The organism is Flavobacterium sp. PS2 (genome assembly GCF_046250155.1).
Taxonomy (GTDB): Bacteria; Bacteroidota; Bacteroidia; order Flavobacteriales; family Flavobacteriaceae; genus Flavobacterium.
This window is the reverse complement of record NZ_CP176426.1, coordinates 642,539-654,966: the sequence shown is the minus strand read 5'-3', so window position 1 is coordinate 654,966 and position 12,428 is coordinate 642,539. Positions and strand designations below refer to the sequence as shown.

Annotated in this window: 13 protein-coding genes; 6 read left to right on the top strand and 7 right to left on the bottom strand. The window is 32.2% G+C overall.

The window, feature by feature from the left end; all coding sequences use genetic code 11:
- The first annotated feature begins 1 nt into the window (after nucleotide 1).
- From ACJ6WR_RS02700 to ACJ6WR_RS02680, 5 genes are read left to right on the top strand one after another with little or no spacing between them, the layout of a single operon-like run.
- Nucleotides 2-172, top strand: a complete 171-nt coding sequence (locus ACJ6WR_RS02700; RefSeq protein WP_082001838.1) for a CcoQ/FixQ family Cbb3-type cytochrome c oxidase assembly chaperone — start codon at nucleotides 2-4, stop codon at nucleotides 170-172.
- Nucleotides 173-199: 27 nt separating this feature from the next.
- Nucleotides 200-1,141 (top strand): cbb3-type cytochrome c oxidase N-terminal domain-containing protein, encoded by a 942-nt coding sequence (locus ACJ6WR_RS02695; RefSeq protein ID WP_086895257.1) that lies wholly within the window; start codon nucleotides 200-202, stop codon nucleotides 1,139-1,141.
- A gap of 4 nt (nucleotides 1,142-1,145) precedes the next feature.
- The gene (gene ccoG, locus ACJ6WR_RS02690) at nucleotides 1,146-2,564 is read left to right on the top strand and encodes a cytochrome c oxidase accessory protein CcoG (protein WP_409416983.1); all 1,419 of its coding nucleotides are present in this window, start codon (nucleotides 1,146-1,148) and stop codon (nucleotides 2,562-2,564) included.
- 13 nt (nucleotides 2,565-2,577) lie between these two features.
- A complete protein-coding gene (locus ACJ6WR_RS02685) occupies nucleotides 2,578-3,027 on the top strand; it encodes a FixH family protein (protein ID WP_409416982.1) in 450 nt (149 codons plus the stop codon).
- Nucleotides 3,028-3,063: 36 nt separating this feature from the next.
- On the top strand, nucleotides 3,064-3,765 hold the full coding sequence (locus ACJ6WR_RS02680) for a sulfite exporter TauE/SafE family protein (protein WP_039118780.1): 702 nt from the start codon (nucleotides 3,064-3,066) through the stop codon (nucleotides 3,763-3,765).
- A 12-nt stretch (nucleotides 3,766-3,777) separates the two neighbouring features.
- Here ACJ6WR_RS02680 and hemN read toward each other — a convergent pair whose 3' ends face one another.
- The 6 genes from hemN to lpxD all read right to left on the bottom strand — a co-directional run bounded on the left by hemN (nucleotide 3,778) and on the right by lpxD (nucleotide 9,630).
- Nucleotides 3,778-5,142 carry an oxygen-independent coproporphyrinogen III oxidase gene (gene hemN / locus ACJ6WR_RS02675; RefSeq protein WP_409416981.1) on the bottom strand — a complete coding sequence of 455 codons (1,365 nt, stop codon included), beginning with the start codon at nucleotides 5,140-5,142 and terminating at the stop codon, nucleotides 3,778-3,780.
- Nucleotides 5,143-5,260: 118 nt separating this feature from the next.
- Entirely contained in the window at nucleotides 5,261-5,734 is a 474-nt protein-coding gene (locus tag ACJ6WR_RS02670; RefSeq protein ID WP_409416980.1) for a hypothetical protein, read from the bottom strand.
- 115 nt (nucleotides 5,735-5,849) lie between these two features.
- Nucleotides 5,850-6,203: a hypothetical protein gene (locus ACJ6WR_RS02665; RefSeq protein WP_039115077.1), complete on the bottom strand. Its 354-nt coding sequence runs from the start codon at nucleotides 6,201-6,203 to the stop codon at nucleotides 5,850-5,852.
- Between the two features lie 89 nt (nucleotides 6,204-6,292).
- Nucleotides 6,293-6,715 carry a DoxX family protein gene (locus ACJ6WR_RS02660; RefSeq protein WP_035621274.1) on the bottom strand — a complete coding sequence of 141 codons (423 nt, stop codon included), beginning with the start codon at nucleotides 6,713-6,715 and terminating at the stop codon, nucleotides 6,293-6,295.
- Nucleotides 6,716-6,831: 116 nt separating this feature from the next.
- The gene (locus ACJ6WR_RS02655) at nucleotides 6,832-8,460 is read right to left on the bottom strand and encodes an acyl-CoA carboxylase subunit beta (RefSeq protein WP_039118778.1); all 1,629 of its coding nucleotides are present in this window, start codon (nucleotides 8,458-8,460) and stop codon (nucleotides 6,832-6,834) included.
- Nucleotides 8,461-8,631: 171 nt separating this feature from the next.
- Nucleotides 8,632-9,630 (bottom strand): UDP-3-O-(3-hydroxymyristoyl)glucosamine N-acyltransferase, encoded by a 999-nt coding sequence (lpxD, locus tag ACJ6WR_RS02650; protein WP_039115069.1) that lies wholly within the window; start codon nucleotides 9,628-9,630, stop codon nucleotides 8,632-8,634.
- 331 nt (nucleotides 9,631-9,961) lie between these two features.
- On the opposite strand from lpxD, the gene ACJ6WR_RS02645 reads away from it, so the two are divergent.
- Nucleotides 9,962-10,870 (top strand): phospholipase A, encoded by a 909-nt coding sequence (locus ACJ6WR_RS02645; protein WP_409416979.1) that lies wholly within the window; start codon nucleotides 9,962-9,964, stop codon nucleotides 10,868-10,870.
- Nucleotides 10,871-10,919: 49 nt separating this feature from the next.
- Here the strand turns inward: ACJ6WR_RS02645 and prfB are convergent.
- Nucleotides 10,920-12,021, bottom strand: a protein-coding gene (prfB, locus tag ACJ6WR_RS02640; RefSeq protein ID WP_117590113.1) for a peptide chain release factor 2 whose coding sequence is annotated in 2 segments (ribosomal slippage) — nucleotides 10,920-11,957 and nucleotides 11,959-12,021 — 1,101 coding nt in all. Because the reading frame shifts where the segments join, the coding sequence is not laid out codon by codon here.
- Between the last annotated feature and the right edge of the window lie 407 nt (nucleotides 12,022-12,428).

Genomic DNA, 12,428 nt, shown 5'->3' with positions numbered 1-12,428 from the left:
TATGTTTGAACAAGTAAAACACAACTTAGAAACTATTGCGGGTGTGCAAATCTTCCCAATACTTTCCTTACTAATATTTTTTATCTTTTTTGTTTGCCTGGGAATTTGGGTGTTTTCATACAAGAAAGAAAAGATCGAAGAAATGAGTCATATACCATTAGACGAAAATTAAATTGTAGAATTAAAAATAATATATAAAATGAAAAAATTAATTCCAGTATATGTACGATTACCACTAATTTTCTTCATCGTTTTTGGTGCAATGGAATATTTTATAGACTCAGGTGATAGGCCGGCATTTATAAAATACCCAATGGTTTCTGTCTTCTTGTTTGTATTTCTTTTCCTTTTAATAGCAATAGAAATTACTGTAAGTGCAATAGATAGCATAACATATAGTTTGCTAACAGATGAACAAAAGGCTAAGCTTGAAATTGATAGTAATTTGAGTTTAAAAGAAAGAGCCTGGTATAAAAATTTGATGCAAAAATTAACAAAGACAGAACCGATGGAAACGGAAGGAACTTTGTTATTGAATCACGATTATGATGGTATCAAAGAGTTAGATAATAACTTACCGCCATGGTGGATTTATTTATTCTACATTACTATTGTTTTTGCCGTAGTTTATATGGCACGTTACGAGTTGTTTGGTGCAGATAACCAAGAAATGGAGTTGCAAAAGGAAATGGCTCAAGCTAAGATAGATGTTGATGAGTATCTTAAAACTGCTCCGGATTTAATGGATGAGAAAACGGTTACCTTGCTAACAGATGCTGCTGATATTGCTGCAGGAAAAGAAATATTCACAACCAATTGTGCTGCTTGTCACAGAGCTGATGGAGGAGGGCAAATTGGACCAAACTTAACCGATGATCATTGGATCTTAGGGGGAGGAATAAAAGAAATTTTCCATACAGTAACTAATGGAGGTCGTGACGGAAAAGGGATGATAGCATGGAAAGGAACGTTAAAGCCGAAAGAGATACAAAAAGTATCGAGTTACATCTTATCATTAAAAGGTAGTAATCCTAAAGATCCGAAAGAACCAGAAGGAGATATTTGGATAGATAAAGATGCACCCAAAACAGACGCAGCAGTAGTTGCAACACAAACAGACACTACACAAGTTAAAAAATAATACAATGTCAAATTTACCAGACGAAGCTTTTAGAGATACCATTGGAACGATTGATGAAGGAGGTAACAGAAAATTTATTTTTCCTAAAAAACCGTCTGGTAAGTTTTACGAATACAGGAAATGGGTTAGTTATGTTTTACTAGCTATTTTAGTTGCAAATCCATTTATAAAAGTAAATGGAAATCAATTTATGATGTTCAATATATTAGAACGTCGTTTTAATATATTTGGATTCCCTTTTTGGCCTCAGGATTTTTACCTTTTTGTAATTTCGATGCTGGTAGGTATCGTATTTATACTATTGTTCACGGTCGTATTCGGTCGTATTTTCTGCGGATGGATTTGCCCACAAACTATTTTTCTAGAACTCGTTTTCCGTCGAATCGAATATTGGATTGATGGAGATAGAGGAGCTCAAACCAGATTAGCAAAACAAGAGTGGAATGGAGAGAAAATTAGAAAACGCTTAACAAAATGGTTCATCTTTTTTGTAATTTCTTTTTTAATAGCCAATGTTTTCTTAGCTTATTTGGTAGGAAGTGATCAATTATTTTTAATGATTGAGGAAGGACCAATTAAACAGTCCAGTAACTTTATTGCATTATTGATATTTACAGCAGTTTTCTATTTTGTATTTGTATGGTTTCGTGAGCAAGTATGTATTATAGCTTGTCCATACGGAAGATTACAAGGTGTACTTTTGGATAATAAATCCATCAATGTTGCTTATGATTTTGTACGAGGAGAAAAAGAATTAGGTAGAGCTAAATATAATAAACAAGAAGATAGAGCGGTAACAGGAAAAGGAGATTGTATCGACTGTAAGCAATGTGTGCATGTTTGCCCAATGGGAATCGATATAAGAAACGGAACTCAATTAGAATGTACTAATTGTACGGCTTGTATTGATGAGTGTGATACTATAATGGAAAATGTTGGTTTACCAAAAGGACTTATTCGATATGCATCTGAAGATGAAATAGAGAAAAAAGAACCTTTTAAGTTTACTGCAAGAATGAAAGGTTATACGGCCGTATTGATTATCTTGCTTGGAATTTTTGTTGGAATGCTATTTTTAAGAAATGATGTTCAAGCTATAGTTTTACGTTTACCAGGACAACTTTTTCAACATAAAGGAGATAAGATAAGTAATATTTATACGTACAAAATAGTCAATAAAACAATGAATGATTTTACAGACATTCATTTTGGTTTAATTGATCAAAAGGGAACTATAAAAAACGTTGGAAATCAAAAATTTAAAGTTCCAAAACAAGGAATATCACAAGGAACTCTCTTTATAGAAATTGATAAAGCACTTTTAGAGGGCGACAAAACCAAGGTTCAAATTGGAGTTTATAATGGAGATAAGTTAATCGAAACAACATCAACAAACTTTTTAGGACCGCGAAGTTTTAATTAAAAAAAACAATATTATGAAAATTAACTGGGGAACAGCAATTGTAATTGCATTCGGATTGTTTATGACTTTCATTTTATACTTTGTTTTTAAAGTACAATCAGATAGTAAATATGATAATGATTTGGTTGTAGAAGAGTATTATAAGCATGATTCACATTTTGGAGAAGAAATGGAGCGTGTTCAAAATGCGCATGATTTAAAACAAAAACCAACAATTATTACGATGAAAGATGGGGTTAAAATTGTTTTTCCAAATACTTTTGAAAGTAAAAATATTAAAGGGGAAGTATTAATGTACCGCCCATCAAATAAAAAACTAGATTTTAATACAGCAATAGCCTTAACAAATTCTGAATTATTGATTCCTCAAAAGAAATTGATAAAAGGACGTTGGGATGTTAATATGGAATGGCAATATAATGGTAAACAGTATTTAACCAAAGAAGTTGTTTATATTAACTAAAAAGATTTTTGCATAATTATCTAAATATAGAAAACAATGCTCTATTCTGCTTTTATATTCGGTTTAATCAGTAGTTTTCATTGTATTGGTATGTGTGGTCCTATTGCCATGATGTTACCAGTAGATAAGCATAATCAAGCAAAAAAAGCACTACAGGTTACAGTTTACCACTTAGGAAGATTAACTGCATATGGAACGATAGGATTAGTTTTTGGATTATTAGGAAAAGGTTTTTTCCTGGCAGGAATCCAGCAAAAACTATCTATTCTTATTGGTGTGATTATGATAATAGTGGTTTTAACACCCGAAAACGTGTTTGCAAGATATAATTTTTCAAAACCTGTTTACAGACTTATCTCAAGAATAAAGTCGAACCTAGGAAAACATTTTAGAAACAAAAGTTACAAGTCTCTTTTTATTATAGGAATGCTCAATGGTTTTTTACCATGCGGAATGGTATATGTGGCTTTATTTGGTGCGATTGCAATGCAAAGTGCCGAGTTTGGTGTTCTATATATGGTTTTGTTTGGACTAGGAACAGTTCCTTTAATGACCAGTGTAGTATATTTTAATTCCTTTTTAACGCAATCTACTCGAAATAAATTTCAAAAAGTAATTCCTTATGTTGCTATTTTTATTGGGGTATTGTTTATTTTGAGAGGATTAGGATTGGGGATTCCATATCTTTCTCCATCTAATATGAGCTTATTTATACAAGAAACTCCTAATTGTCATTAGGAGTTTTTTTTATTAAATAGTCATTGAGAATAAACTTGTTTCAGGAGCTTTTCTTTTTAAATGTAAATCAAAAGCCATACAGATATTGCGTACAAAAGGTTTACCAGCTTCGGTAACCTTTATTGTTTCATTTGTAATAGTAAGTAATCCATCATTCTCCATTTCTTTTAACTGAATTAGAATTTCAGGTATTTCTTTAAAGTAATTACTTTCTTCGCTCCATGTTGTTTCAAAATTGCACATCAAGTTTAAGATGTGTTTTCTAATAATAAGATCCTCTTCGGTTAGTATATGGCCTTTTACAACAGGAAGTTTGTCCCATTCTAATAATTGATAGTAGTCTTCTATGCTTTTTACATTTTGAGCAAAACTATACCAGCTATCGCTTATAGATGAAACTCCCAAGCCAATCATTAATTGCGTTTTAGATGCACTATATCCCATAAAATTACGATGTAATTTACCGTCTTTAAAAGCAGTATATAAATGGTCAGATTTTAGGGCAAAATGATCCATACCAATTTCATGATATTCGTTTTTATATAATAATTGTTTTCCAATTTCATATAATTTTCTTTTTTCGGCATCTTTAGGAACGTTTTCATCACTAAATCCTCTTTGTCCGTTACCTTTAATCCAAGGAACATGGGCATAGCTATAAAAAGCAAGACGGTCTGGTTGTAATGAATTTGTTTTTTCTATTGTGTCAATTATGTCTTCAACTTTCTGAAAAGGTAAACCAAAAATTAAATCATGACTTATTGAGGTATAACCAATTTCTTTAGCCCAAAAAGTTACTTTGGCTACATTATGAAAAGACTGCTCGCGATGAATTGCTTTTTGTACTTTTTGAGAATAGTCCTGAACACCATAGCTAACTCTTCGGAAACCTAAATTATAAAGCTTTTGTAAATGCTCATAAGTTGTATTGTTAGGATGACCTTCAAAGCTAAATTCGTGTTCTTTGGCTTTATCAGCATAAGAAAAAATACCGTTTATTAAATCTTCAAGATTCTTAGGGGAGAAGAAAGTAGGTGTTCCGCCCCCCAGATGAATCTCTTTTATTATTGGTCTTTCGTTAAGAAGTTTGCAGTATATACTCCATTCTTTAATTACTGCTTCTATATATGGATTCTCTACATCATGATTTTTTGTAATTCGCTTATTGCAACCGCAAAAAGTACACATGCTTTCGCAAAAAGGCAAATGAATATATAGACTAATTCCGTCTTTTTGATTACTTTCGGCAAATGATCTCTGTAGAGATTCAATCCAAAGTTGATAAGTAAAATCATTTTCATTCCAATATGGAACCGTTGGATAGCTAGTGTATCTTGGTCCTGGAACATTATATTTTTGTATCAACGAATTTTTCATAGCACATTATTTAAGCGAAATCAAAATTAATTAGAATACAAAGAGATTAAAATGATAATTATCATAATGTAATCCAAAAAAAAGAGGCTCATGACGAACCTCTTTAGTGAATTAAGAACTAACTAGAAATACAATCTTGGATGATTTGCACCCATTTTTTACCTAATTGTTGATCTTCATGCAAGCAAACTTGCCTTATTTGATCGTCTTCAATGTTGTAAAATGGAATTACAATTTTTTGTCCTGATATCTTGTCTTGAAACTCAAAATCAACTTTTACGATAGTATCGTCTACTTCGGTAGTAGGAACTAATCGACAAGATTTTACATGATTTAAATCTATAAATGAAGCTTCTTCTTTTCCTTTATTAAAGTTCATTACTAAAAAGCCTTTGTTTTTTTTATCTATAGTTAGAATTCTTTTGTTTTGTGATTCTGTTAAATCAAACTCAAAAGCTCCATTTAGGCTATGCTTTTCTTTTATTGCTTTGATTTTTGCTTTGTTTAGCGAATTAGAACGTAAAGAAAAATAAAGAGGTAATAGTGTGATTATGGCAAGTGCGATGCCTATTATAGTTACAGATGTATCCATTATTGTTTGTATTTAAGATTTAATTATATAACATGAAATAATAAACCGAATGCAGATTGCAAACCGGTTTTAGTAGAAGAAACTAATCTTCTATAGCTAGAATCATGTGATTAAATCACCAGAAATAATGGAAAGGGTAGAGCAATATTGAAATCTTTTTGCTCTGATTTAAAGTTTGATTTGCAAAATTGGATATACTTCTTTGAATTTTGCAATCTGGGATTACAATTAAAAAAGTATCAAACCATTTGTTAAGAGTAGGACTCGGATAGTTTGTTTTTACATCGGCTACAACATGAAATCCTGCTTGAGGTTGTATAAAAGCTGAAGTATGGATGCTATCGTGAGTAAAGTTTGAATCTGTTTTTTGAGGTTGAATTACATCAATAGCAACTTTGTCTGCATTATAAGCAGATAAAAAGAGCATTAAAAGCCCAACAAATACGATGGTCTTACGAATCCAATTCATGCTGCAAACTTAATTCATAAAAGGCAATTTATATGCCCTTTTAAGAAAAAAAATGAATAACATAAGACAAATGTTGTTGTTTTAATGTGTTATTGTTGCATTTTAAAATAATAATCGGCAGAATGTTTTCCACTGCCGTAAAAAAAGAAAAATAAACAAACTATAAAGACACAAATTGCTAATAGTAAATTTTGAGAATGCATTTCGCCCATAAAATTTACTAAAATTGCTCCTAATAAGATTGGTAATTGTGCACCAATTGCCCATCGGGTAAGCAATCCAAAAACAATCATGATACCTCCAATCATGTGTGCTGGTGCTATGTAATGTAAAAGGAACATTCCGCCACCAAATTTATCAATTGGAGATATTAAATCATGTAAGTATTGGATGTTTGTTACGAAGAAAACACCTTTCATAAATAAAAATACACCCAAAGCAATACGTAATAAATCTACAGGTAAATAAGTGTGCGCATTTGCCCATTTATTTAAATTTTTTACATTTTCCATGATATTATGTTATTTAAAATAATAGTACTAAGTTACTAATTTTTAACGACATAGTTATTTCTTGGACTATAAAATTGATTTGGGTAATTTTATCTTTTCTAAGGATTTAGGTATGTTTATACCTGAATAACGCCTAGATTAAATGGTTTTAAAATAGGAGCGTGGTTCGCTGCTTCAATCCCCATAGAAATCCATGTTCGGGTATCTAGAGGGTCGATAATAGCATCTGTCCATAATCGGGAAGCTGCATAATATGGAGAAACTTGTTCATCGTAACGCGCTTTTATTTTTGCAAATAATTCAGCTTCTTTGGCTTCGTCTACAATTTCTCCTTTTGATTTTAAAGAAGAAGCTTCGATTTGTGCCAATACTTTTGCTGCTTGAGTTCCGCCCATTACTGCCAGTTCCGCACTTGGCCATGCAAATATTAGTCTTGGATCGTAGGCTTTACCACACATAGCATAGTTTCCTGCACCATATGAATTACCAACGATAACGGTAAATTTTGGTACTACCGAATTACTTACGGCATTTACCATTTTGGCACCATCTTTTATAATTCCTCCATGTTCAGATTTAGATCCTACCATGAAACCAGTAACATCTTGTACAAAAACTAGTGGAATTTTTTTCTGATTACAATTAGCAATAAAACGAGTTGCTTTATCTGCGCTATCTGAGTAAATAACTCCACCAAATTGCATTTCGCCTTTGGCTGTTTTTACTACTTTTCTTTGATTGGCTACAATTCCTACTGCCCAACCATCTATTCGGGCATAACCTGTAATTAATGATTGACCATAACCTTCTTTATAGGCTTCAAATTCCGAATTATCAACCATACGCTTGATGATTTCCATCATATCGTATTGCTCATTTCGGGCTTTTGGTAAAATACCATAAATTTCTTTTGGATCTAAAGTTGGTTTTTCTGCTTTAATGCGGTTGTAACCTGCTTTATCATAATCACCAATTTTATCTACAATATTTTTTATTTTATCTAATGCGTCTTTATCATCTTTGGCTTTATAATCCGTAACACCCGAAATTTCGCAATGTGTTGTTGCACCTCCTAAAGTTTCGTTGTCTATAGTTTCTCCAATAGCTGCTTTTACCAAATAGCTTCCTGCAAGAAATATGCTTCCAGTTTTATCTACAATCAATGCTTCATCGCTCATGATTGGCAAATAAGCTCCACCAGCTACACAACTACCCATTACAGCAGCGATTTGAGTTATACCCATGCTACTCATTATGGCATTGTTCCTAAAAATACGTCCGAAATGTTCTTTGTCTGGAAAGATTTCATCTTGCAACGGCAAATAAACTCCAGCACTATCTACAAGATATATGATAGGTAATCTGTTTTCCATTGCTATTTCTTGTGCGCGTAGATTTTTTTTGGCAGTAATAGGAAACCAGGCACCAGCTTTTACAGTAGCATCATTGGCAACAACTACACATTGTTTTCCTCGTACATAACCTATTTTTACAACAACACCGCCAGAAGGGCAACCGCCATGTTCAGCATACATTCCTTCTCCAACAAAACCTCCAATTTCTATATTTTTTGAATTTTCATCAAGTAAATAATTAATTCGCTCTCTTGCTGTCATTTTACCTTCGGCATGAAGTTTTTCGATGCGTTTTTCGCCACCACCTAATTTTACTTTGGCAAATTTTTGTTTTAGTTCAGAAAGTAAGAGTTTATTGTGATCTTCGTTTTTATTGAAGTTTAAATCCATAATAATATAGTTTTTTAACAAAATAGTGTGTGCTAATTTACGAAATCGATCGAAATAAACAGTATAATTAATTTGTTTTAAAAAATGTAACTGTAAAGTGTTCATAAACAGTTATAAACAAAAAAAAACAGAAGCGAACTTCTGTTTTTCTTATATATGAGGAATATTGTTTTATTTTTTAGAATCGCAAACTAATCGTTTTAAGATTGCCCATTGTTTTAAAGCATCACGAGCTTCTACAGCAGGATATCCTAACATAGTTTTACCAGCAGGGATATCTCCGGTAACTCCAGATCCTGCACCAACAATAGCGCCATCTCCAATAGTTGTATGGTCTTTTATCGAAGCACTACCACCAATGATAACTCCGTTTCCTAGTGTTACAGATCCGGCTAAACCACTATTTCCAGCCATGATACAAAACTTACCTAGTTTACTATTATGACCAATTTGAACTAAATTATCAATTTTACAGCCATCTCCAAGAACTGTAGAACTAAATTTACCACGGTCAACACATGAATTTGCTCCAATCTCAACTCCGTTTCCTATAATTACATTTCCGATTTGCGGAATTTTAACTAATCCTTTTTCACTACATGGACGAAATCCGAAACCGTCGGCTCCAATAGTTGCATTAGGATGTATGATACAGTCATTACCAATATGACAACGCTCACGAATTACTGTTCCTGACCAAATAATAGTATTTTTTCCGATAGTAGATTCATCAAGAATAGTCACATTTGGGTAAATAGTTACATTGTCTGCTAGTTTTACTTTTGGGCCTATATAGCATCCTGCACCAATACGAACGCCTTCGCCAATAATTGCAGACTCATCTACAACTGCTCTAACATGGATGTTATTATGGAATATAGGTGTAGGTGGGGCAAAAAGAGCTAAGATTTGAGACATTGCCAAATCTGCGTTCTTTACTTTTATAAATGCACGGTTTTCTCCTGGTTCTATTGAAATATCTTCATTAACAACAGCTACACTTGCTTTGGAGTCTTGCCAGTGTTTTTCGTATTTTTTATTTCCAATGAACGAAATTTCGGTATTGGTGGCTTTGTCTAATTGTTCAGTTGCGGTAATGTTCTGTGAAGTATTACCATAAATAACACCATTAATTACTTCATTCAGCTCTTGGATAGAATAGGATTTCATTTATTGTTATATAGTTTTAGGGGGTTAGCGGTATTTTTTGCCAAATAAAATCAATTAGTATTTAATTACCTAATTATATTTTGATGTATTTTAATAAAAAGATATAATAACAATTCTATTATTATAAAAACGTTATTAAATCTATTAAATTGTTAACAGTTTTTTGATTTGCTAACTTTAATAGTTATTTTTTGTTTATCTAGCGATTAGTACTGATATATGGGAAATGGTAGATAAATAAGAGCACAAATAATATAAGATTTTAATGTAAAAATATAAGAGTAACGGCTTTTTAAGCAGTATTTTTATGATAAAATTTAACCAAACATTCATGAAATTATTTTCTAATAAAAACATACTTTTTTTCCTATTATTTAATTCCTTATTTGCTTATTCTCAGGTTAAAGACTTATTTAGTAAGCCTAATAAACTTCATACAATATCTGAGAGATGGGAGTTAACTCCTGAGTCATCTAACGGAACATTTTTGATAACACCATATAAGTCTATTTATATTTTGCCTGCTAATTGGTATAGTTCGCCAAATGAGCAACCATACTCAGGAAATGGTAAGCCCGAATATGTTGCACCACCAGGAACGAACTATAATAATATTGAAACCAAATTTCAGCTTAGTTTTAAAACAAAAATATTTCACAATCTGCTTTTTGGAAAAGGCGATTTATGGGTTGGATATACGCAAGCATCGCAATGGCAGATTTATAACGAGAGTTTGTCAAGGCCATTTAGAGAAATTAATTATGAGCCAGAAGTTATTTTTAATTACCCACTTAACTTTAATATTTTAGGGTTTAATATGCGAATGGCTGGTGTTGCATTTAATCATGAATCAAATGGTAAAGGTTTGCCTTTTTCCAGAAGTTGGAACAGGATTATATTTCATTTAGGATTTGACCGTGATAATTGGAGTGTTTATGTGAGGCCTTGGCTAAGGCTTCGTTCAGAAAAAGATGATAACCCGGATATTGCTCAATATATAGGTCGTGGAGATATAAATATTATTTATACTAACAATAAGAGTATCTTTACTTTTACAGGAAGTAATAATTTAAATTTTGATAGAAATAGGGGGAATGCGGCATTCTCGTGGTCATATCCAATTGCTGGAAATTTAAAAGGATTTCTTTTGGTTTCGCATGGATATGGAGAAACTCTAATTGATTATAATAATTTGCAAACTACAGTAGGCGTTGGTGTTTCTTTAGTTGGGCCACTATAGTAAAATAAAAACCCAGCAAAAAAATGCTGGGTTAACTATTTGTTTGAGATTAAGATTCTTCTTCTTTTTGTCCCATCATCATTAAGAATGCTTTAAGGAAAGGGTCGATTTCACCATTCATTACACCATCGACATCGCTGGTTTCATAACCTGTACGAACATCTTTGACTAATTTATAAGGTTGCATCACATAGTTTCTAATTTGTGATCCCCATTCTATCTTCATTTTTCCAGCTTCGATATCGGCACGTTGTGCTTGCTGTTTCTTTAATTCGATTTCGTATAACTGAGATCGTAACATTTGCATGGCACGTTGTCTGTTGTCTTGTTGAGATCTTGTTTCAGAACATTGAATTTGAATTCCTGTTGGTTTGTGGACCAATTGTACTTTGGTTTCAACCTTATTTACGTTTTGCCCTCCTGCGCCACTAGAACGAGAAGTTGTAATTTCAATATCGGCAGGATTAATATCAATTTCGATACTATCATCGACAAGCGGATAAACATAAACGGATGCAAATGAGGTATGGCGCTTAGCATTACTATCAAAAGGGGAAATTCGAACTAAACGATGTACACCGTTTTCTCCTTTTAAATAACCAAAAGAATAATCTCCTTCAAACTCTAGAGTAACGGTTTTGATACCTGCAACCTCACCAGCCTGAAAGTTAAGTTCTTTTATTTTGTAGCCATAACTTTCGCCCCACATCATATACATACGCATAAGCATTCCTGCCCAATCGCAACTTTCGGTTCCTCCGGCGCCAGCAGTAATTTGTACTACGGCACTTAAGCTATCACCTTCGTCTGAAAGCATGTTTTTAAACTCGATATTTTCGATATGTAATTGCGCAGCTTTATAATGCTCGTCTAATTCTTCAGCCGAAAGACCTCCTTCTCTGTAAAAATCATAGGCAATTTGCAACTCATCAGTAAGTTCGATGGCTTTGTTATAATCTTCGATCCATTTTTTCTTGTTTCTTAGATTTTTTACAATAATCTCGGCTTCTTTTGCATTGTTCCAGAAATCAGGTGCAAAAGTCTTTTCTTCTTCGTTGGCGATTTCAATTAATTTGGCATCAACGTCAAAGATACCTCCTCAACGCACCAAGGCGCTCCACAATACCTTTTATTTGTTCGGTAGTTGTCATAAATTAATAGTAGTTTTATATTTTATAAATAGTACGCTAATTCGGTTTTATGTTACTTATAGATTAGATTTTACAGAAAAGTGTTTTAAAAAAAAACTATTAGTAAATACGTAATTATGCTGGACAAAAATAAGATATAGTTTTTAGAATATGGAAATAAATTTCATTGGAGAAAAAAGAATACTAAAAGTTTATATTATAGCGTAATAGCACAAATAATAATGGAAAATATAACTTACGTGAATATGTTTTTTAAAATTAGTTAGCCGATTTTAAAATTTATTTAAAACTATTAATGTGTGTTTATATGTTTTTTATAAATAATACGTTAATTTGGTTCTGATGTTATTTACAAGTTAAATTTTACTAAAACTTGCTTAAAATAACTATTAGTAATACGTAATTTT

Bases quoted from the DNA above. Each gene is read 5' to 3' on its own strand.
- ACJ6WR_RS02700 (WP_082001838.1), top strand. From the start codon at position 2: ATGTTTGAACAAGTAAAACACAACTTAGAAACTATTGCGGGTGTGCAA.
- ACJ6WR_RS02695 (WP_086895257.1), top strand. From the start codon at position 200: ATGAAAAAATTAATTCCAGTATATGTACGATTACCACTAATTTTCTTC.
- ccoG (WP_409416983.1), top strand. From the start codon at position 1,146: ATGTCAAATTTACCAGACGAAGCTTTTAGAGATACCATTGGAACGATT.
- ACJ6WR_RS02685 (WP_409416982.1), top strand. From the start codon at position 2,578: ATGAAAATTAACTGGGGAACAGCAATTGTAATTGCATTCGGATTGTTT.
- ACJ6WR_RS02680 (WP_039118780.1), top strand. From the start codon at position 3,064: ATGCTCTATTCTGCTTTTATATTCGGTTTAATCAGTAGTTTTCATTGT.
- hemN (WP_409416981.1), bottom strand. From the start codon at position 5,142: ATGAAAAATTCGTTGATACAAAAATATAATGTTCCAGGACCAAGATAC.
- ACJ6WR_RS02670 (WP_409416980.1), bottom strand. From the start codon at position 5,734: ATGGATACATCTGTAACTATAATAGGCATCGCACTTGCCATAATCACA.
- ACJ6WR_RS02665 (WP_039115077.1), bottom strand. From the start codon at position 6,203: ATGAATTGGATTCGTAAGACCATCGTATTTGTTGGGCTTTTAATGCTC.
- ACJ6WR_RS02660 (WP_035621274.1), bottom strand. From the start codon at position 6,715: ATGGAAAATGTAAAAAATTTAAATAAATGGGCAAATGCGCACACTTAT.
- ACJ6WR_RS02655 (WP_039118778.1), bottom strand. From the start codon at position 8,460: ATGGATTTAAACTTCAATAAAAACGAAGATCACAATAAACTCTTACTT.
- lpxD (WP_039115069.1), bottom strand. From the start codon at position 9,630: ATGAAATCCTATTCTATCCAAGAGCTGAATGAAGTAATTAATGGTGTT.
- ACJ6WR_RS02645 (WP_409416979.1), top strand. From the start codon at position 9,962: ATGAAATTATTTTCTAATAAAAACATACTTTTTTTCCTATTATTTAAT.